The sequence below is a fragment of the Benzoatithermus flavus genome, assembly GCF_037908215.1.
In the GTDB taxonomy this organism is placed as follows: Bacteria; Pseudomonadota; Alphaproteobacteria; order Geminicoccales; family Geminicoccaceae; genus Benzoatithermus; species Benzoatithermus flavus.
This window is the reverse complement of sequence record NZ_JBBLZC010000007.1, coordinates 86,782-105,053: the sequence shown is the minus strand read 5'-3', so window position 1 is coordinate 105,053 and position 18,272 is coordinate 86,782. Positions and strand designations below refer to the sequence as shown.

Annotated in this window: 14 protein-coding genes and 1 pseudogene; 4 read left to right on the top strand and 11 right to left on the bottom strand. The window is 69.7% G+C overall.

Annotation, left to right across the window (positions count from 1 at the left end; all coding sequences use genetic code 11):
• Window positions 1–21 precede the first annotated feature (21 nt).
• From U1T56_RS09060 to U1T56_RS09035, 6 genes and pseudogenes are all read right to left on the bottom strand, one after another.
• Entirely contained in the window at window positions 22–1,134 is a 1,113-nt protein-coding gene (locus U1T56_RS09060) for a S8 family peptidase (RefSeq protein ID WP_418159134.1), read from the bottom strand.
• A complete protein-coding gene (locus U1T56_RS09055) occupies window positions 1,135–4,311 on the bottom strand; it encodes an ATP-binding protein (RefSeq protein WP_418159227.1) in 3,177 nt (1,058 codons plus the stop codon).
• Between the two features lie 24 nt (window positions 4,312–4,335).
• Window positions 4,336–4,422: pseudogene (locus tag U1T56_RS09050) on the bottom strand (zinc-ribbon domain-containing protein); the annotation flags it as partial.
• A gap of 175 nt (window positions 4,423–4,597) precedes the next feature.
• A complete protein-coding gene (locus U1T56_RS09045; RefSeq protein WP_418159133.1) occupies window positions 4,598–5,113 on the bottom strand; it encodes a TerB family tellurite resistance protein in 516 nt (171 codons plus the stop codon).
• 83 nt (window positions 5,114–5,196) lie between these two features.
• Window positions 5,197–5,589, bottom strand: a complete 393-nt coding sequence (locus U1T56_RS09040; protein WP_418159132.1) for a DUF2237 family protein — start codon at window positions 5,587–5,589, stop codon at window positions 5,197–5,199.
• A gap of 67 nt (window positions 5,590–5,656) precedes the next feature.
• Window positions 5,657–6,511, bottom strand: coding sequence for a phytanoyl-CoA dioxygenase family protein (locus tag U1T56_RS09035; protein WP_418159131.1), 855 nt, complete (start codon window positions 6,509–6,511; stop codon window positions 5,657–5,659).
• 157 nt (window positions 6,512–6,668) lie between these two features.
• On the opposite strand from U1T56_RS09035, the gene U1T56_RS09030 reads away from it, so the two are divergent.
• Entirely contained in the window at window positions 6,669–7,211 is a 543-nt protein-coding gene (locus U1T56_RS09030; RefSeq protein WP_418159130.1) for a hypothetical protein, read from the top strand.
• Window positions 7,212–7,314: 103 nt separating this feature from the next.
• On the opposite strand, the gene ehuB is transcribed toward U1T56_RS09030, so the two are convergent.
• Complete coding sequence (gene ehuB / locus U1T56_RS09025; protein WP_418159129.1) at window positions 7,315–8,193, bottom strand: ectoine/hydroxyectoine ABC transporter substrate-binding protein EhuB; 879 nt, start codon at window positions 8,191–8,193, stop codon at window positions 7,315–7,317.
• Window positions 8,194–8,307: 114 nt separating this feature from the next.
• Between ehuB and U1T56_RS09020 the strand changes: the two genes are divergently transcribed.
• The 3 genes from U1T56_RS09020 to U1T56_RS09010 all read left to right on the top strand — a co-directional run bounded on the left by U1T56_RS09020 (window position 8,308) and on the right by U1T56_RS09010 (window position 13,282).
• Entirely contained in the window at window positions 8,308–11,175 is a 2,868-nt protein-coding gene (locus U1T56_RS09020; protein ID WP_418159128.1) for a hybrid sensor histidine kinase/response regulator, read from the top strand.
• 301 nt (window positions 11,176–11,476) lie between these two features.
• A complete protein-coding gene (locus U1T56_RS09015; protein ID WP_418159127.1) occupies window positions 11,477–12,100 on the top strand; it encodes an FMN-binding negative transcriptional regulator in 624 nt (207 codons plus the stop codon).
• Window positions 12,101–12,124: 24 nt separating this feature from the next.
• Window positions 12,125–13,282 carry a trans-sulfuration enzyme family protein gene (locus U1T56_RS09010; protein ID WP_418159126.1) on the top strand — a complete coding sequence of 386 codons (1,158 nt, stop codon included), beginning with the start codon at window positions 12,125–12,127 and terminating at the stop codon, window positions 13,280–13,282.
• Window positions 13,283–13,319: 37 nt separating this feature from the next.
• Here U1T56_RS09010 and U1T56_RS09005 read toward each other — a convergent pair whose 3' ends face one another.
• From U1T56_RS09005 to U1T56_RS08990, 4 genes are all read right to left on the bottom strand, one after another.
• Window positions 13,320–14,567, bottom strand: coding sequence for an ABC transporter permease (locus U1T56_RS09005; protein WP_418159125.1), 1,248 nt, complete (start codon window positions 14,565–14,567; stop codon window positions 13,320–13,322).
• On the bottom strand, window positions 14,564–15,493 hold the full coding sequence (locus U1T56_RS09000) for an ABC transporter permease (RefSeq protein WP_418159124.1): 930 nt from the start codon (window positions 15,491–15,493) through the stop codon (window positions 14,564–14,566). The genes U1T56_RS09005 and U1T56_RS09000 overlap by 4 nt, the downstream gene beginning before the upstream one ends.
• A gap of 5 nt (window positions 15,494–15,498) precedes the next feature.
• Window positions 15,499–16,614 carry an ABC transporter ATP-binding protein gene (locus tag U1T56_RS08995; RefSeq protein ID WP_418159123.1) on the bottom strand — a complete coding sequence of 372 codons (1,116 nt, stop codon included), beginning with the start codon at window positions 16,612–16,614 and terminating at the stop codon, window positions 15,499–15,501.
• Between the two features lie 98 nt (window positions 16,615–16,712).
• Window positions 16,713–17,864, bottom strand: a complete 1,152-nt coding sequence (locus U1T56_RS08990; protein ID WP_418159122.1) for an extracellular solute-binding protein — start codon at window positions 17,862–17,864, stop codon at window positions 16,713–16,715.
• Between the last annotated feature and the right edge of the window lie 408 nt (window positions 17,865–18,272).

The window sequence follows — 18,272 nt, the reverse complement described above, 5'->3', positions numbered from 1 at the left end:
TTCCTCCCTCGCATCGCCGGGTCAGCCGACCCTGCCGGCAGGGCCGGCGCAGAAGTAGATCGCCGGGTAGAGCGTGCCGTAGCCCGTCCGGCAGTCGTGGGTGCTGGGATGCGCCGCCATCCGCAGGAGGTGGTCGCGCAGATCCTCGTTGTTGCGCACCGGCGTCTCGTTGCCGGTGTCCGGCCCCGCCTTGAAGGCGCGATGCTTGGCGAGGATCAGGGCCGAGATGCCGGCGACCCAGGGTGCGGCCATCGAGGTGCCGCTCAGGTTGCGGTAACTGCGGTCGATCCAGGTGGACCAGACCCGCTCGCCGGGGCCGCAGAAGTCGATCTCGCCGCCGCTCGAGGAGAAGTCGGCCGGGTTGCCCATCCGGGTCGTCGCCCCCACGGTGATCACACCGCCCATGCGCGCCGGATAGCCGATGTTGAACGGACGGAGCTGGCCGCCGTTGCCGGCGGCGCAGACGATCATACGGCGATGGAACAGGAGCCGGTGCACGGCGGCGAAGAGCGCGTCCGACGGCCGCTCGCCCTGGAGCGAGAGCGAGACGATGTCGGCCCCCTCGTCCACGGCATCGTTGATCGCGAGCGCCACGTCGCTCATCCGCGCCGAGCCGTCGTCCTCGGCGACCTTGTAGATCAGGAGCTGGGCGCGGGGCGCGATGCCGCCGAACGGGACGTCGCGCAAGGGGCGGGCGGCGACGATGCCGGCGCAGTGCGTGCCGTGGCCGTTGCGGTCGCGGACGGCGTCCGAGCCCTCGCCGACCAGCCGGCCTTCCCTGAACGCGCGCATCAGCACGATCGCGGGTCCGTAAGGCTCGTCACCCTCGTTGCGCGGCGGCGCCATCGGGCAGTCCGCGGCCGGCATGAAGGCGGGGTGGTCGGGATCGATCCCGGTGTCGATCACCGCCACCTTGATGCCGCGGCCCTCGGTCTCGCGCCAGACCGGGGGAAAGCCGTAGAGGCTCGTGACGCGATCGATCTCCCGCGCGATGCGGCTCAGCCGGTGCTCGCGATCGTCCCGGTCGCGCCGGGCGAAGTCTTCGATGTAGAACCCGTCCTCCTCGACGTCGTCGGTGATGAAGCACCGGTCGGGATCGCTTCCGGGATTCCGCAGCCAAGCGTCGTAAGCCATCTAGGATGATCTGCCCTTCTGCACGAGGCCAGCCGCCGTGCCGGCACCGGCAAGTCCGCCCGCGAGCACGCTTCCAGCGATCGCGGTGCCCGTCTGTGAGAATTCCCACAAATCACGGGGGGCGCCCCCGGCCGGACCGCCGGCCGTGACGCCGTCATGGCGGCGGCTCCGGGCGGCGTCGCACCGGCACAAGAGCCTGCGCATGCCGAGCTCCTCGGCGAGATCCCGCGCCTCGCTCAGATAGGATGCCGCGGCCGCCGCCGCGGCATCACCGTGGAGAGCGACGGCCGCCCGCAGCAGCAGCAGCCAGCCTTCGTCGCCACGCTCGCCGTGGCGGCGGGCCAGGGCCAGGGCCCGCTCGGCGAGACGCTCGGCCCGCTCGGCATCGCCGCCGATCAGGCAGGCGGCGGCGAGAAAGCCGATTCGCTGACCGCGCTGCGAATCGAGCCGGTTCTGCTCGTCGGCGGCGACTGCGGCCTCGAGCAGCCGGAAGCCCGTGCCCCGCTCGCCCTGGAGGACCCTGGCATAACCCAGCTCGGCGGCGGTGGCCGGAAACAGGATGTGGGACGGCGCCTCGCGGCAGAGCGCATAGCCGGGCTCGAGTGCCAGCGCGGCGCGATCCGGATCGTCCAGCCGCAGGAAGGCGAGGCCGATCTCCTGCGCGGCGAAGATCGTCGTGAAGCCGTGACCGATCGCGGCGGCCATCGCCATGGCCTCGTCCGACAGAAGCAGCACCCGTTCGGGCATGTCGAGCTCGGCCAGGGCACGGGCGAGCGCCGCGCGGGCGGCCACGCCCGCCACCATGGTGAGACCGAAGCGCTCGTGGCCGCCGTCGGCCGGGATGGCGTCGATCACCCACTCGAGCGGCCCGACACTGGCCTCGTACTCGCCCCGCGCGATGAGGAAGGTGGCGAGCCTGAAGGCCGTGTTGACCCGAAGCTCGAAATCGCCCAGCACCGTCGCGGTGGCGAGCGCCTCGCGCCCGATCGTCACACTCGCGGCGAGATCGCCTCGCGCCCAATGAGCGAGCGTGCTCATCGAGAGGGCGCGCACCACGCGCCGCTGGTCGTTCAGCCGCACGGCGGCGATGCGCGCCTCCTCGACCCGGGGTGCCACGGCGGCATGGTCGCCAGCGGCGAAGTGCGCCTCCGCCTGAAGGAGCCGCAGGTCGACCAGGCGGCTCGACGGACCGGTGGGATCGAGCTGCCGCAGCGCCATGTCGGCCCGGCCGCAGGCGAAGAGCGCGTCCGCCACGGCCGAACGCGCCAGGGCCCGTTCGGCGAGGTCGCGATAGGCATCGAATGCTCGCTCCCAAAGCTCGGCGAAGAACGCGTGGTAGGCGATCCGGGCCAGGGCTCCGGCATCGCGCGCGCGCTCGTCCTCCTCCTCGAGCTTGCGCACGACACGGCGATGCAGCTCGATCCGCTGCCGACGCAGGAGGCCGCTGTAAGCCGCCTCGCGGGTGAGGGTATGCCGGAAGCGGTAGCAGCCGGCCCCGGGATCGAAGGCGAGAAAGCCCGCGGCGCACAGCGCCTCGAGCCAGGGCACGAGCTCGTCCCCGGCTTCGGGATCGAGCTCGCGCAAGAGGTCGAGATCGATCAGCTCGCCCAGGACCGAAGCCGCTCGGAGCAAGATGCGCTGGCCCCAGGGCAGGCGATCGATACGGGCGTTGAGGACCACCTGCACGGAACCCGGCAGGGCGGCGACATCGAGCCCCTGACGGCTGCCATCGTCTCCGGGGCTGGCGGCCACGGCGCGCGCCAGCTCCTCGAGGAAGAACGGATTGCCGCCCGCGCGGCGGATCAGCTCCGCCCGCAGCGGCGCCCCGACCGCAGCGGCACCGAGCAGGGCCTCGAGAAGCCCCGCGGCGCTCGCGGTCGAAAGCGGCTCGAGGCGGAGCGTGAGAACATCCGGCTTCCCGAGCCAGGCCGGCGTCAAAGGCGGGCGAGCCGTGGCGACGACCAGAAGCCGCATCGAGCCGATCTCCTGGGCCAGGAGCTCCAGGAAGGCCAGGGTCTCGTGATCGGCCTCGTGCAGGTCCTCGGCCACGAGGACGACCGGGTTCTCGATCGAAAGTCGCCGCAGCAGCGTGAGCAGGCTCTGCCGGATGCGCTCGCGCCGCTGGCGTGGATCGAGCTCGCTCCACGAGGCGGCATCCGGGGCGAGCCCGAAGCAGGCGGTGAGCGGGACGGCCAGCGCCTTCAGACTCTCGTCGAGCCGGGTCAGGCTCTCCGTGAGCGCCCGACAGGTCGCATCGGCGTCACGGCCGGCACTCACCCCCAAGAGCGAGCCCAGAAGCCGGGCCAGAAGCTGCCAGGGTGCGGGCAGGCCCAGAGCCGGAGCGGCAACGCCGCGGCGCCAGCCACGCAGGGGCTCCTGCGCCAGAAGCTCGCGGGCAAGGCGCGACTTGCCCATGCCCGGCTCGCCCTGGACGAAGACGAGCCGACCGCGCCGATTCAAGGCGCGCTCGGCCTCGGCCAGAAGGACGGCCATCTCGCGGGTGCGGCCGACGAGCGGCGTCGCCTCGCTCCGGTTCCGCAGACTCCCGCCGGGCTCGCCGGGCGGCTCGGGCCCGATCAGATCGAACAGCTCGAGCGGCTCGGCGAGCCCGGCCACGGGCCGCGGCCCGAGACTCTCGAGCTCGAAGCCCCGGACCAGCATGCGCCGCGTCTTGGCCGCCAGGCGCGGGATGCCGGGTGTCGCCATCTGCTGCAACCGGCTCGCGACGTGCACTGCGGTGCCGACAGCGCTGTAGTGTGAAACGAGATCGCTCACGATGGCCCGGACGACGACCTCGTCCGAGCAGATGCCGATCCTGAGCGCGACCGCGCCGGCGTCGATGCCGTCGACCCGGAGCTCATGGATGTCCTCGACCATGTCGAGGGCGGCGAGGCAGGCGCGGTCGGCGTGATCCTCGAGCGCGCAGGGTGCTCCGAACAGCGCCATGATGCCATCGCCGAGGACCTGACAGACGGTGCCGCCGTAGCGGTGCACGGCCGCGGCGAGGCGTGTGGTCACCTCGTCCAGGAGGTGCTGCGCCTGCTCGACGTCCAGCGCCTGGATGAGCTGCAGCGAGCCGCGGATGTCGGCGAACAGCACGGTGACGAGCTTGCGCTCGCCCTTGCGCCAGTTCTCCGGGCGGTAGGGAGCCGGCCTTTCTGCCAGGAACGGCGCCATGGCGCCGGAATGCGACGACAGGGCAGCACCACAGGCGCTGCAGAAACGAGCGTCTGGTGAATACGAGGCGCCGCACCCGGGACATGCGCCGCCAATGGCTTCTCGGGCCATCTCGACCCCTGAGACGTTCCCCGGCCCATGGCGGAACCCAGGCCGATGGTGACCAGCTATTTAACGAGGCAAGGAGATACTGTCGAGGCGCACGCCGCAGACAGAATGGCGACGCGCCGATCGGGGGAAGCCGGAGATCGGGACGGAGCCGAGGCTCCGATGCCATACGGGCAGCCTAATCCTCGTCGTGCTCCGTGTCGTCGGGCTCGTCGTGCCGCCGCTGCACGGGCTTCTTGAGCTCGTCGACCTCGAGGCCGAGCACGTCGCACAGGCGGCCGAGCGCCTTCTCCTCGGCCGGGCTCAGCGTCCCGTCGCTGCTCGCCACGGCCAGGGCACCGCGCAGGATCAGCCGGCCGAGCTCGGGCTGGTCGTCGAACACGCTCACCACCGTCAGCACCTCGCTCTCGGCGGCAGCCCTGTCCTCCTCGAACCGCTCGGCATAGTCGTCGAACGCATCGAACAGATCGTCGAGATCGACGTCGGTGAGGCGATCCTCCTCCTCGAACACGGAGAGGAGCTCCTCGCGCTCGTCGGGGCTGGGCACCCCGTCCGCGAACGCGATCATCGCCGATGCCGCCGCCAGCGCCTCGACGAGGTCCTCGCTCATCTCCGTCTCGAGCTCGTCGGCCAGCTCGGCGAGCACGCGCGCCTTGAAGCTGCCGAACCTGGTCTTGAGCCAGCCTATGGGCATGGGCACCTCCCCCCTCGCTTGTCTCGTCTGCCTCATACAGGAAAGGCCGGCCGTCCTGCACGCACGTTCGACGACGGACGGGCTCAGACCAGATCGAGCGCCAGGCGCTTCAGATCCTCGAGACTCACGAACTCGAGCGCCCGCTCGTGGGTCGCCGCCAGCACCACCGGCGGCGCCACCCCGGCGTCCAGGGCTTCCTGCCAGCGCGCGGCGGTGACGCACCACCGGTCGCCCGGCTTCAGACCGGGAAAGCCGAGCTCCGGTGCGGGGGTCACGAGATCGTTGCCGCGCGCCGCCGAGAACAGCAGGAACTCCTCGGTCACCTGCGCACAGATCACGTGCGCACCGATATCCTCCGGACCGGTCTCGCAGCAGCCGGTGCGATAGAAGCCGGTCATGGGCGATGTGCAGCACTCGGCCAAGGGCTCGCCCAGCACGTTCCGCGCCTGCCCGCGCCTTTCCTGACCTTCGGCCATGTCCGTTTCGCCCGTCGATTCCGTTTTTCTTCCCCATTCTTCATGCTGCCCCAATCGGCAGCACATCTCAATGATCCGCCGGACGGGGGAAGCCGCGCAGCGGCATCGTCGGCGCGCGCCGCAGCCAGTTGCTCTCGCTGTAGCGGCACGTCCCGTCGATCAGATGCAGCGCGTAAGCATGGCGGGAGCGGTCGGACAGGTTCGGCCCGCTGCGGTGCGGCAGCGAGCCGTGCAGCAGCACGAGCGAGCCTTTGGGCGCCGGCAGGGGTACCAGCCCTGCGGTCGGCAGGGGTGCCGGGTCCAAGATCTCCATCCAGGTCGTTCGGCCGGTACGCACGAAGCGCTGACGCAGCGGCCGGCGATGCCCGCCCGGCTCGGCCCACAGGCAGCCGTTCTCCTCGGTGGCGTCCTCGAGCGCGAACCAGAAGCCGGTGCAGCTCAGGGGCTCGGTGTGGAGGAAGGTGCTGTCCTGATGACAAGCCACCTCGCCGCCGATCCGGGGTTGCTTGAAAATGTACATCGACTGCAGGAGGAGCGGCTCCTCGAGCCCGACGGCGCGCGCCACCGCCTCGATCACGGGCTGGCGCGAGAACGCGTCGAACAAAGGATCGAGGTCGTGCAGCGCATGGCCGACCTTGTTGACGGAAAGCGGCAGAGGCCGCCGCAGTTCGCCTGCGGCATCGAGCGCGCCGGGCTCGAGGAAGAACCGGATCTTGTCGCCGGAATCGAGGAACCAGTCTTCCTGGGCATGGCGCTGGTCCTCGGTCGAGAACACCGTTCGCACGCCTCTGGGATCGAACCCGACCAGCAGCTCCGCCATCCGGCTGCGCAGGCGATCGCACGCCGCCTCGGGCACGAAGCCCTCGATCACGAGGAATCCGTCCTGCCGGTACCGTGCGATCTGCTCCGCCGAGAGGCCCATCGACCTGCCTCCTTCGAGACAACAGGATGGCGCGCGATCGGGCCAGCGACAAGACGGTGCGGCTCGCCCGGCGCGCCACGACGTCACGGCCGGTTGACGCCCCTCGCCGGCTGCCGCATGCTCGGAGCGCATCGCCATCCATCATGAGCAACTTCCGATGAAGCCGACCTTCGCCCATGCGCCGATGCGGAAACATGCAGCGCTGCCGGCTGCCTGGCTCGCCGGCTTCCTCGCCACGGGCCTGCCGCATGTCGCCCCGGCGGACGAGATCGAGCCCTTTCAGGCCCAGACGATCGAGCCTTACCAAGCGCAGACGATCGAGCCCGACCAGAGCCGCGCACCGTCGCGGCAGGCTGTCGACCGGGACCGGGCCACCGTCGATGCCGCCTTCTTCTTCCGCACCTGGAACCTCTACGTCCCCGGCACCGCCTATGTCGTCTCGCAGCCCGCGCAGACCTACGACAAGCTCGTCGTCTCGCCCGGCACGGGCATCCTCCACCGGCTCAACATCTACGACAACGGCAGCTATGCCTGGGCCACGCCCGGCGGAGTGATCGAGGGCCGCTGGCGCAAGGGCGACGGCTACCCGATCGTCCTGAGCCGGGCTTATGAAGGCAAGGACTGGCAGGTCGGCTTCGACGAGCGCAAGGGCACGCTGCTCGTCTGGGACGGCTCGACCTGGTTCGAGGCCAGGCCCTGAGGAGCGATGCGATCGCCGCTCGACGACGGGCTCGAGCGGCTGTCCGGTCCCATCGCCGCGGGCGGCCGCGCGATCCGCAGCAGACATGCCGGGCCACAGGCGCTCAAGGCTGGCACAGATCGGCGGTCCGCCTGTCGGGCAGGTTCTCGGGACCGAAGCCGAAGCGGCCGATCAGCGTCAGATGCTCGGGCGTGCCGATGAAGGCCGCGAGCTGCCGGTTGAAGGCATCCCGAAGATCGCCATCCTCCTTCCTGAACCCGAAGCCGCCGTAGTAGCGGCGGCCGTTCCAACCGATGTCGATCGGGCTGCGGTCGGGCTGCGCGCGGGCAAGGCGTCTTCGATCACGCTCGGCGAGCGCCCGCACCGTCAGCAGGGTGGCGGCGTAGGCGTCCACCCGCCCGATCTTGACGGCGCTGGCCGCGGTCAGGGCATCGGGAAAGATCATGAGCTGCTCGTCGTCCACCCCCGATGCCAGAGCGTCGGCCAGCTCGATCGTGCCCGCGACCACGCCCAGCCGCAACGAAGGATTGTGCGCGATGTCCTCGTAGCCGTCCACCCTTCTGGGATTGCCGGCTCGCACGAGAAAGCCGACGCTCGTCCGATAGGTCGGCTCGGAGAAGGCGATCTCACGGCAGCGCTCCGGCACGATCGTCATCCCGGCCGCGATCACGTCGAAGCGGCCCGCCCTGAGCTCGCGGATCAACGCACGGAACTCGGTCTGCACGGCGGTGATGAAAGGCACGCCCATGCGGGCGAACATCACGCGCGCGATCTCCGGCGCCTCGCCGGTCACACGCCCGTTCGGGGTGCGAAAGCCGAAGGGCACCTCGCCGGCATAGCCGATGCGCACCTCACCCGTGCGCAGGATGCGCTGTAACGTCGTCTCGGCAGGAGCCGCGCGGCATGTGAGGATGGAAAATCCGAGCACGATGGCCACCCACAAGGTGCCACGCGCTCCCCATAACCGTTGGTGGTCACCCATGCCCGCACTCCAATACTTGAATACGTGTCCGCCTGTCCCAATCGAGCGCTGAGCGTGTCATCAGCCATCGAGCAAAGCGACCAACGCCTCGCGGCGCACTGTTAGCACATCCTGATGCGCTTCCGACTGTTCTCTCTCATCCTGGCGACCGCGCTGCCACTGGTGATCTTCGCGGCTGCCATGGTGGTCCTGTTCGAGAAGGAGCAGGCGCGGTCTTTCGCGGGCGTGATCGAGCAGGCGACGGGGGCGGCCCAGCGAGCCGTCGAGGCCCGTATCGATACGATTCGGATCGCGCTCGAGGCGCTCACCACGTCGGATCCGCTCGCTGCCGGCGATCAGGAGGCGTTCGCGGGTCAGGCACAGCGCCTCCTCGCCCTGCAGCCCGACTGGATGGCGCTGGAGCTCGCCGGGCCCGATGGCCCGACCCGGATCGCCCGGGAGGACTACCGGCTGCCGGACGAGGGCGCCGTCGACACGCAGACGGTGTTCACCTACGGCGAGCCGCAGGTGAGCGGCATTCTCGTCGACCCGGAACGCCGCAGCGAGCCGGTGGTGGCGGTAAGCGTGCCGCTGCTGGGCAGCCAAGGCGTGGAGCGCGTGCTCACCGCTTATGTCCGCGCCTGGACGGTGAACCGGGCGCTCCGCGATCAGGGCGTGATCCCGGGCTGGCAGATCGTCGTGATCGACGCGGACGGACGGCTCGTCGCCCGCACGCTCTCCGACGATCCCATGGACCCGGCCCTCGGCGCGCGCCCCGATCCGTCGGTGGCGGAAGGCCTGGGCAGGAACGAGAACTTCTTCTTCGCGCACGCGCTGACGGGCGAGGACGTCTACACCGCGGTGGCGAGCTCGGCCACGACCGGCTGGACGGTTCTGGTCGCTGCGCCGGCGGCTCTGATCCAGAAGCCGCTCTGGCGGAACATGGCCGCGGTGATCGGCGGCGGCCTGCTGGCGCTGACGCTCGCGGTGACCTTCGGCTGGTCCTTGACCCGCGCCTATCGACGGCAGCAGGCGGCGGAACAGCGTGCGCTGCAGCTCGAGGCGGCGCGTGCGGCCGAGCAGCGCACCGTGGCCATTCTCGAGAGCACCACGGACTGCGTGTACGAGGTCGATCGCACGTGGTGCATCACCTTCATCAATCACCGGGCGCGCGATCTGATCGCTGGCGGCCAGGACGTCACCGGCCGGAGTCTTTGGAACGTGTTTCTGGAAGCCGAGGCTACGGCCTTCTGGGAGCAGCTCCACAAAGTAGCGGCCGAACGAACCCCCGTCGAGTTCGAGGCGTTCTACGCACCGCTCCGGGCCTGGTATGCCGTCCGCGCCTTCCCTTCGGAAGAAGGCGGGGTGGCGGTCTACTTCCAGGACGTCACCGAGCGCCGGCAGGCCAGGGAGGCGCTGGCGGAGAGCGAGCGCCGCTACCGCTTCATGGCCGAGAGCATCCCGCAGATCGTCTGGACGGCAGAGCCGGACGGGAACGTGGATTATCTCAACAGCCGCTGGACCGATTACATCGGCGCCGATGGCGCCGAGGCAGGGACGGGCTGGAGCTGGAGCGCCTTCGTGCATCCCGACGATGTGCCGGAAGCCTTGGCCGAGTGGGAGGAAGCGCGTGCGGCAGGGCGAGCCCTGGACGTCGAGTTCCGTCTCCGTCGCCGAGACGGCAGCTATCGCTGGCACCTCGCGCGGGCGCTGCCGCTGCACGACACCAAAGGCCGGATCGTGAAATGGTTCGGCTCGATGACCGACATCCACGACCAGAAGCTCTACGAGGAGACCTTGCGCGCGGCCCGTGACGATGCCGAGCACGCCAAGGCCGAGGCCGAGGAGGCGCGGGCCGAGGCCGAGCGGGCCAACCTCGCCAAGAGCAAGTTCCTGGCCGCCGCGAGCCACGATCTGCGTCAGCCGATGCAGTCCCTGTTCCTGTTCGCGGAATCGCTCGAGCGCTACATCGTGGATCAGCGCGGCCGCGAGCGGCTGCTCCATCTCCGGCGCGGCCTCGATGCGCTCAAGGGCCTGCTCGACAGCCTGCTCGACGTGTCGCGGCTCGATGCCGGGCTGATCGAGCCCGTGATCGAGGACTTCCCGATCCGGCAGGTCCTCGATCAGGTGGGGGACGCCTATGCGCAGGTGGCGGCGGCCAAGGGCCTCGCGTTCGAGATCGAGCCCTGCGACGCCTATGTCCGCAGCGATCCGACGCTGCTCGGCCGCATGCTGCGCAACCTGCTCGAGAACGCCGTGCGCTACACGGAGCGGGGTCGGATCAAGGTCGTCTGCACCAGAGCCGGCGAGCATCTGCGGGTCGAGGTCCACGACACCGGCATCGGCATCTCCGCGGAACACCTCCGGCACATCTGGGAGGAGTTCTACCAGGTCGGCAACCCGGAGCGCGACCGCAACCAGGGGCTCGGGCTCGGGCTCGCCATCGTCCAGCGCCTGTCGACCCTGCTCGGCCACAAGGTGGACGTCCGCTCGGTCAAAGGCGAGGGCTCGGTCTTCAGCCTCGAGGTGCCGCTGGGCAAGGCCGCGGGTGCTGTGCCGAAGCCGCCAGCGGCAGGACCAGGGCAGGGTGCCGGGCGGCTCGCCGTGCTCGTGGACGACGATGCCATCGTGCTCCTGGGTCTCGAGACGATGCTCGAGGACTGGGGGTACGAGGTCCTGGCGGCCGGCTCGACCGAGCAGGCGCTCGCGAACCTCGAGGCCAAGGGGCAGCGGCCCGACGTGGTGCTGGCCGACTATCGCCTGCGCGAGCACCGCGTCGGCACCGAGGCGATCGTCAAAATCCGCGAGCGCTTCGGCGCCAAGATCCCGGGCATTCTGGTGACGGGCGAGACCGGCCCCGAGTGCGCGCGGGATGCCATGAGGCACGACATCGCCATCGCCTACAAGCCAGTGACGCCGGACCAGCTCGGCAACGTCCTCGAAAGGCTGCTCGCCGGCCGCCACGGCCTAGAAGGTGCCGCGAACCTCGACCTAAGATCTTGAAGAAGACCTTCCGCTGGCCAGCGGCATGGGAGGAGCCGAGCTTCGTCAAGCGCTTGGACCTCGTTCCAACACGCGCCAAGCCCGTGGCCCGACCGGCGGTGATCGCCGGTGTCACCGGGCACCGGAGCCGACCCGAGACGATCCGGCCTTTGCTCGCCTCGGGGATCCTTCGGGTGTCCGTGCCGGCGCCCGGGCATCCGGCGCCATGACGGCGAACCGGCCCAGTCCTTTCGACGGAAACTGGCTGTTTTTCGTGGATCGGTTCCGGGGCATGGTTCAGGTCGATCCAGGAGCCACGCCGATGTATGTTCCGCCCGCCTTTCGTGAGGACGACCTCGCCGCCCTGCACGGGACGATGCGGGAAGCGCGCCTCGCGAACCTCATCACCGCCACCGCCGGGGGATTGATCGCGACCCCCCTGCCGCTCCTCCTGGTACCGGAGGAAGGCCCCTACGGTACGCTCTACGGCCATCTGGCCCGCGCGAACCCGCAATGGAAGCTGCCGCCGACGGGCGACGCCATGGCGCTCTTCATGGGGCCGGATGCCTATGTCAGCCCCTCCTGGTATCCATCGAAACGGGAGCACCAGAAGGTCGTGCCGACCTGGAACTACGTCGCCGTCCACGCCTACGGCCCGGCCGAGTTCTTCGAGGACCCGGACCGCCTGCTCGAGCTCGTCACGCGACTGACCGACCTGCACGAGCAGCCCCGCGCCGAGCCCTGGGCCGTCACCGATGCGCCCGAGACCTTCATCCGTGCGCAACTTCGGGGGATCGTCGGCCTGCGGCTGCCGATCACGCGCATCGAGGGCAAGCGCAAGATGAGCCAGAACCGGAGTGCTGCGGACCGCGCGGGCGTGGCCGCCGGGCTCGCCGCGAGCGACCGCGCTTCCGACCGCGCCGTGGCGGCGCTGATCCCGACCTGACCAAGGCCGCACAGGAGAACGAGCATGACGGGGCTCAAGCCCGAAACCCTGCTGGCCCACGCCGCCGGCGCCGACGACCCGGCCACCGGCGGCGTCATCCCGCCTCTCCAGCCGAGCACGACCTTCCTGCGCGACCCGGACAACGCGTACCGCCGCGGCTTCGACTACGCCCGCGACCGCAACCCGACCTACGCGCCGGCCGAGGCCGTGCTCGCGGCGCTCGAGAGCGGGGCCGAGGCGCTGCTGTTCTCCTCCGGCATGGCGGCGGCGACGGCGGTGTTCCAGGCGCTGCGGCCCGGCGACCACGTGGTGGCCCCTCGCGTGATCTATTGGGGCCTGCGCAAGTGGCTGCTCGAGACTGCCACGGCCTGGGGACTGGAGGTGGAGCTGGTCGACACGACCGAGCCCGAGGCCGTGCGCGCCGCCCTGCGCCCGGGCCGCACGCGCCTCCTCTGGCTCGAGACGCCCGCCAACCCGACCTGGGCGGTGAGCGACATCGCGGCCCTCGCCGACCTCGCGCACGCGGCGGGTGCTCTCGTCGCCGTCGACAACACCGTGCCGACGCCGCTCCTGACCCGCCCGCTGGAGCTCGGCGCCGACCTCGTCATGCACTCCGCGACCAAGTACCTGAACGGCCACAGCGACGTGGTCGCGGGCGCGCTGGTCACCAGGCGCGCCGACGAGGAGCTCTGGTCCCGCGTCCGCACGATCCGGCACGACCAGGGCGCCATCCTCGGCCCGTTCGAGGCGTGGCTTCTCACCCGCGGCCTGCGCACGCTCCACCTGCGCGTGCGCGCTTCCTGCGGCAACGCCATGCACCTCGCTGCCCGCCTCCAGCACCACCCCGGGATCGAGCGCGTCCTCTACCCCGGCCTGCCTACCCATAAAGGCCATACCCTGGCCGCGCGCCAGATGCAGGGCGGCTTCGGCGGAATGCTCTCGATCCTGGTCCGGGGCGGCGAGCGGGCGGCGCTCGCGACGGCCGCCAACGTCCGCCTCTGGAAACGCGCGACCTCGCTCGGCGGGGTGGAGAGCCTGCTCGAGCATCGCGCCTCGATCGAGGGTCCGGGCTCGCCAGCACCGCCCAACCTGCTGCGGCTCTCGGTAGGGGTGGAGGATGCGGACGACCTGATCGCGGACCTGGAGAGCGCGCTCGCGGCGGCGGTCAAGGGCTGCGCCTGAAGCAACCTCGACCAAGGGTGATTGTGGAAACCGCCTCTCAGGGCTGCTGCGGCGGCGGCCGGGCTCCGGGGGCGGTGAAGATGTCGCCGAAGGCGTCCTGGCCGGGGTTTCTCGTTTCCGGCGCCGGTGGCGGCGCAGGCGAGGCCGGCGGGCTGCCCGGTGCGGTGAAGATGTCCCCGAACATGCCGCGGCCGGGATTCTGGACCTGGCCCGTCGGCGCTGCGGGAGTGGCAGGCGCGACCTCGGCCGGCCGCCTCTGCCTGGCCTCTTCCTCGAGCCGGCGCTGCCGCTCGAGCCGCTCCTCGAGTGCTGCCGCCTTGCAGGTAGAAGGATCGTGCCGCGCGGCGAAGACCGCGACACCGGCGACCGCCACCAGCAGGAAGGTCGCGAGCACCGCAGCCGGGTTGCCGGCGACGGCGCCGACGATGCCGCCCGGAACCGGCCCCTCTGCCCGCCGCTGCTCGGCACGCCGCATCCAGGCCTCGCGCGCGAGTGCGGCGAACAGCGTCAGCACGATGACGATGACGGCAAGAGCGCTGATCGAAGGATCGATTCCCAGGCGCACTTTTTGCGCCACCTCGATCGTGAAGGTGTTGTAGTGGGAGATGGTGAAGACCGAGGTGTTGTAGTTCTCGAAGCTCGCGAGGAACGCGATCACCGCGGCCGAGAAGATCGCGGGCTTCAGGAACGGCAGGAGGATCTTGCGGAAGGCCTGCACGTTGGTGGCGCCGAGATCGAGGGCCGCATCGAGAAGCTGTAGGTCGAACCGCTGCAGCCGGGCCACGAACACCAGCATGCAGTAGGAGGCGATGAAGCAGGACTGGCCGAGGATGGTGAGGAAGATGCCGTTGTAAAGCGCACTGCCGTAGCTCGCACCGATCGCGTGCGCGAGCCGGTCCCAGAACAGCACGGTCGAGATGCCGATCACGACGCCGGGCATCAGAATGGGGGCGGTGACCAGCGTGTAGTAGGCGGAGCGCGCGCGCGGCCAGATCTGGGTCAGCAGCAGCGAGCCCGCGAGGCCCAGGAGTACCGAGAGTACCACCACGCCGGCACCGATGACGAGGCTGTTCCGGAGCCCCGTCATCAGGCGCTGGTCGCCGACGAGCTTCGCGAACCACTCGAAGGTCAGGCACTCCCAGGGATAGAGCCGTGGGAAGGCGGAGCTGTTGAAGGCCGTGATCGACATGATCACGAGCGGCCCGAAGAGATAGGTGAAGAACAGGGCGAGATAGGCGCCGACGGCCAGACGGGTGAGGCCGTTTGCCCGCCGTCGCGCGCTCACCGGCCCACCTCGCCGAGCCGGACCTTGAACAGCCGCATGACGAGAAGGACGAGGAGCGTGCAGACCACGAGCAGGATGACGGCATAGGCCGCCCCGCGCGGCCAGTTCACGCTCTCGAAGAAGGTCCGGTAGATGATCTGGGTGAACCACAAGGAGGAGGGGCCGCCCAGGATCTGGGGTGCGGCGAGCGCGCCCGCCGCCAGCATGAACACCATCGTGCAGCCCGAGGTGATGCCGGGCTTCGCGAACGGGATCACCACCCGCCAGTGGATGCGCCACCAGGGAGCGCCGAGATCGCGCGCCGCCTCGATCTGGTTGCGATCGAGGCTCTCGATCGCGTTGTAGATCGGGAACACCATCAAGAGCACGTAGGCGTAACTGAGGCCAGCATAGAGCGCCACGTTGGCGCGGATGAAGTCGATCGGCTGGTCGACGAGCCCGATCGTCAGCAGGAGGGTATTGATGAGCCCACCCGTGCCGAAGATGATGCGAAAGGCGAAGGCGCGCAGGATCTCGTTGACCCAGTAGGGAATCACCAGCGCCACCGCGAGCATCCTGGCCGCGCGGACGCTCGCGGCTTGCGCGAGATAGTAGGCGATCGGGTAGCAGATCGCGAGGTCGAACAGGGTGACGAACACGGCCGCAATCAGCGTGCGGGCGAAGACCGCGAGGTCGACATAGTTCCAGCCCAGAGGATCGCCGGGCGGGCCGAACAGGAAGTAGCGGTAGTTCGCGAGCGTCCAGACGTCCTCGGGCCCGCCCTGCTTCGCCGGCGGCAGATCGAAGCGCAGCGAGAAGTCGACCATGACGAGCTGCGGCAGGACGATGAGGACGAGCACCCAGAAGCTCACCGCGAGCACGATGTAGGCGGCGAGCGGCCAGCCGTTGCGCTCCACGAACTGCCTCGTCCAGGCGAGCGGCTTCACCCTTCTCACTCCTCCTGGGCGAGCTCGCCGGCCGGGAGCGCTACGGCCTTCATCGGGTCGAAGGCGAGCGTGAGCGTGGCACCGATCGAGCTGCTGCGGCCGATGCCATGGTTCACGAGCGAGGTCTTGATCGGCGTTCCGCCGGGACCTTCGAGGAAGAGGTGATAGCTCGGCCCATCGAACTCCTCGGCGGTGACGCGGCCGGCGATGCGGCCTTCGCCGGGGAGGACGCCGGGACCGGCGACGGCCAGCGCTTCGGGGCGCACGAACACCATGGCCCGATCGCCCGGAGCGAGCTGCCCGCGCGCGGCGGTGGCGATGCGCGCCCGCAGATGTCCTACCGCGGTCTCGATCACCGCCATGCCGTCGGCCTCGGCCGTGACCCGGCCGGGAAAAGCGTTGTTCTCGCCGACGAAGGACGCCACAAAAGTAGTCGCCGGGTCGTCGTAGAGCGTGCGGCCGTCGGCGATCTGCTCGATGACGCCCTCGCGCATCACCGCGACGTGGTCGGACATGGCGAGCGCTTCGCCCTGGTCGTGGGTGATGTAAACGAAGGTGAGGCCGACCTGCCTCTGGATCGCGCGCAGCTCGGTGCGCATGTGCTGACGCAGCTTCAGGTCGAGCGCCGAAAGCGGCTCGTCGAGCAGCAGCACCTGCGGTTCGGCGCACAAGGCGCGGGCGATCGCGACCCGCTGCTTCTGGCCGCCCGAGAGCTCGTGAACGAGCTTGTCGCCCTGCCCGGGAAGGGCGATCAGCTCCAGGAGCTGCTCCGCGCGCCGGCGCCGCTCGGCGACGCCGGCCCCTCTCACCTCGAGGGCGAAGGCGATGTTCTCCCACACCCGCATGAGCGGGAAGAGGGCGAGGTTCTGGAAGATCAGCGCCGTCGGGCGGCGGTTGGGGCCGATGCCGGCCATGTCGCGGCCACCGATCCGCACCACCCCGCGCGAAGGCTCGAGGAAGCCCGAGATCGTGCGCAGGATCGTGGTCTTGCCGCAGCCCGAGGGGCCGAGGAAGCTGAAGAACTCGCCGGGCTCGATCCTGACGTTGGCGTTCCTGACGGCGACGAAGCTGTCGAACTGGACCCAGACGTTCTCGAGCTCGACACCGAAGCCAGCGACCATCGAGCGTTTCCCGTCGCCTCTGTCGTCCCGCGGAACGACGCTGCCCCGATCGTCGGGAAGGCCCCCGGAGCCGCCCGGCTCGGAGGGCCTTCCCGGCTTCAGGCGCTCAGGAACTTGTTGACGTACTGCGCGCGGATGTCCGCGTACCAGGGCGCCTCGGCCGGCCAGGGGTTGAGCTTCTTCAAGGCATCGCCCGGATAGGCGTCGGCGAAGTTCTTGGCGTAGGTCGCGTTGGCGTACTTCTCGGCACCGATCACGGGCGAGTTGTAGCCGTGCGTGTCGATCGCCTTGCCGGCCACCTGCGGGTCGAGCGCATGCGCGATGAGGGCATAGGCCTGCTCGACGTTCTCGGCCCCGACCGGAATCGACATGCCGTCGACCCAGGCCATGGCGCCTTCGATGGGTGCCCGGTACATGACGGGCTCGCCCGCGGTCTTGAGCGCCAGCGGCGGGCCGTCCCAGGTTTGGGCGACGATGACGCCCTCGTTCATCAGGCCGTTCTTCTGGGTGTCGGCATCGTTCCAGATGATCTTGATGTTCTTCTTGCGCCGAATCGCCCAGTCCGTCAGCTTCTCCCAGACCGGGCGCATCTTCTCCTCGCTCTCGTAGGCCGACCAGATCGAGCCCGGCGCCATCTCGCCGATGCGCTCGAGGTAGAGGCCGGCGCAGAGCAGCATGGAGTGCGCCCGGCCCATGGTCTTGCCGGCGTTCTCGTCGGCCCAGATGTCGCCGTAGCTCGGGAACTCGCCCTTGGGCTGCCACTTGTCGGTGCGCCAGGCGATGCCTTCCGTGCCCCAGAGATGCGGCAGCCAGGTCGAGCCCTTGCCGAAGTCCCAGATGGCGCTGCCCTTCTCGAGCATGCCGGAATTCAGGTTGCCGATCGGGACCTTCTTCATGTCGATGGGTTGCAGAAGCTCGAGCTCGGCCCACTGCGGCGCCCGGTTCATGGTGGGCGCCACGAGGTCGTAGCCGCGGCCCTTGCTGGCCTTGAGCTTGTTCAAGAGCTCCTCGTTGGAGCCGAAGCCGGTGAAGTTGACCTTGATCCCGGTCTTCTGGGTGAAACTGTCGATCAGCGAGCTCGGCAGCTCGTCCGACCAGAACAGGACGTTGACCTCGCCCGAGGAGGCCAGGACTCGCGGGCTGACGATGGCCGGTGCAGCGACGGCGCCGGCAGCCACGGCACCCGCCTTGAGAACCGTACGCCGAGAAAGCCGGACCGCCGCCGGCGCCGTCCGGAAGTTCGTTGTCATGTCGCCTCCACCTCGCCGCTATGCAGAGGATGCGGAGCCTCCCCCGCCGTTCCCACCCATAGCATCATCAGGCTTAGCGCGCTGGCGCCGGGACCCGCAAGCAGCATCTCGATGGTCGTTCGGCACAAAGCGGTAACCGCCGATGATTGGACCGTCAGCAGCGCACTACCCGGTACGATACGACGCTGCGGGCCGGCTTCCCGGCGCCGAGCGGCCCGATAACCGGCAGGCGCAATGCTGCATTGCAGCATAAGCAATGGTAGGACCGCCCCCGAAGCCACATCTATCGGGCAACGGATCATCGAAGAGAACGGAGGATCGGGGAGATCGGCCGCCACGTGCGGTCTTTCGACCACTCCCGACGCGGCGGGCGTCGCTTCGCCGTCGACGGACTACGGAGACCTGATC

Coding starts and splice junctions, on each gene's coding strand:
- U1T56_RS09060 (WP_418159134.1), bottom strand. CDS start 1,134: ATGGCTTACGACGCTTGGCTGCGGAATCCCGGAAGCGATCCCGACCGG.
- U1T56_RS09055 (WP_418159227.1), bottom strand. CDS start 4,311: ATGGCGCCGTTCCTGGCAGAAAGGCCGGCTCCCTACCGCCCGGAGAAC.
- U1T56_RS09045 (WP_418159133.1), bottom strand. CDS start 5,113: ATGCCCATAGGCTGGCTCAAGACCAGGTTCGGCAGCTTCAAGGCGCGC.
- U1T56_RS09040 (WP_418159132.1), bottom strand. CDS start 5,589: ATGGCCGAAGGTCAGGAAAGGCGCGGGCAGGCGCGGAACGTGCTGGGC.
- U1T56_RS09035 (WP_418159131.1), bottom strand. CDS start 6,511: ATGGGCCTCTCGGCGGAGCAGATCGCACGGTACCGGCAGGACGGATTC.
- U1T56_RS09030 (WP_418159130.1), top strand. CDS start 6,669: ATGAAGCCGACCTTCGCCCATGCGCCGATGCGGAAACATGCAGCGCTG.
- ehuB (WP_418159129.1), bottom strand. CDS start 8,193: ATGGGTGACCACCAACGGTTATGGGGAGCGCGTGGCACCTTGTGGGTG.
- U1T56_RS09020 (WP_418159128.1), top strand. CDS start 8,308: ATGCGCTTCCGACTGTTCTCTCTCATCCTGGCGACCGCGCTGCCACTG.
- U1T56_RS09015 (WP_418159127.1), top strand. CDS start 11,477: ATGTATGTTCCGCCCGCCTTTCGTGAGGACGACCTCGCCGCCCTGCAC.
- U1T56_RS09010 (WP_418159126.1), top strand. CDS start 12,125: ATGACGGGGCTCAAGCCCGAAACCCTGCTGGCCCACGCCGCCGGCGCC.
- U1T56_RS08995 (WP_418159123.1), bottom strand. CDS start 16,614: ATGGTCGCTGGCTTCGGTGTCGAGCTCGAGAACGTCTGGGTCCAGTTC.
- U1T56_RS08990 (WP_418159122.1), bottom strand. CDS start 17,864: ATGACAACGAACTTCCGGACGGCGCCGGCGGCGGTCCGGCTTTCTCGG.